Source organism: Planomonospora corallina (genome assembly GCF_042650625.1).
Classification (GTDB): Bacteria; Actinomycetota; Actinomycetes; order Streptosporangiales; family Streptosporangiaceae; genus Planomonospora_B; species Planomonospora_B corallina.
Window position 1 is genome coordinate 52,752 of record NZ_JBHSBM010000011.1, and the last position, 1,236, is coordinate 53,987.

The following is a 1,236-nucleotide window of genomic DNA, read 5'->3' on the forward strand; positions in this document are numbered from 1 at the left end:
GCGGGGGGCCGTGGGCCGAGGCCGGGCGGGCCGGGCCTCGCGGAGCGGCTAGAGCCGCTCGACGACGTGGTCGATGCAGTGGGTCAGCGCCTCGACGTCGGCCGGGTCGATGGCCGGGAACATCGCGATGCGCAGCTGGTTGCGGCCGAGCTTGCGGTAGGGCTCGGTGTCCACGATGCCGTTGGCGCGCAGCACCTTGGCGACCGCGGCGGCGTCGACGTCGTCGGAGAAGTCGATGGTGCCGACGACGTTGGAGCGGAACTCCGGCGCGGCGAACGGCGTGGTGTAGGAGGTCTTCTCCGCCCACGTGTAGAGCCGGCTGGCCGAGTCGGCGCTGCGCGCGGTGGTCCAGGCCAGGCCGCCCTGGGCGTTCATCCACTCGATCTGCTCGGCGAGCAGGAACAGGGTGGTGACCGCCGGGGTGTTGTAGGTCTGGTCCTTGGAGGAGTTGTCGATCGCGATCGGCAGGCTGAAGAACTCGGGGACGTACCGGCCGCTGCCGGCGATCTCCTCGACCCGGGCCAGCGCGGCCGGGGACATCAGGGCGATCCACAGGCCGCCGTCGGAGGCGAAGCTCTTCTGCGGGGCGAAGTAGTAGACGTCGGTCTCGCTGATGTCGACGGGCAGGCCGCCGGCGCCGGAGGTGGCGTCCACGAGCACCAGCGAGCCCTCCCCGCCGACCCGCTTGATCGGCATGGCGACACCGGTGGAGGTCTCGTTGTGGGTGAGCGCGTAGACGTCCACGCCCGCCTCGGTGACGGCCTCGGGGTGGCTGCCCGGCTCGGACTTGATGACGCTCGGCTCGGCCAGCCACGGCGCCTTGGCCGTGACGGTGGCGAACTTGGAGGAGAACTCGCCGAAGTGCAGGTGCTGCGACTTCTCGCGGACCAGGCCGAAGGCGGCGATGTCCCAGAAGGCGGTGGTGCCGCCGTTGCCGAGGACGACCTCGTAGCCCTCGGGGAGGGAGAACAGCTCCGACAGCCCCGCGCGCACGCGCCCGACGAGCGACTTGACCGGCTTCTGGCGGTGGGAGGTGCCCAGCACGCTCGCACCGGAGGCGGCCAGAGCCGAGATCTGCTCGGGTCGCACCTTCGAGGGCCCGCAGCCGAAACGGCCGTCGGCGGGCTTGAGGTCAGAGGGAATCACGATGTCAGCCACCCGACCAGCGTACTGAAGCCGCAGATGACCACCGACAGGGGTCCGGGGTTTGAGACGGAAATTACTGAAAGGCGAGAC

At 70.4% G+C, this 1,236-nt stretch carries 1 protein-coding gene; it reads right to left on the reverse strand.

Annotated features, from left to right (window positions below):
* Window positions 1-48 precede the first annotated feature (48 nt).
* Entirely contained in the window at window positions 49-1,158 is a 1,110-nt protein-coding gene (gene serC, locus ACFOWE_RS05145) for a phosphoserine transaminase (protein WP_377285747.1), read from the reverse strand.
* Between the last annotated feature and the right edge of the window lie 78 nt (window positions 1,159-1,236).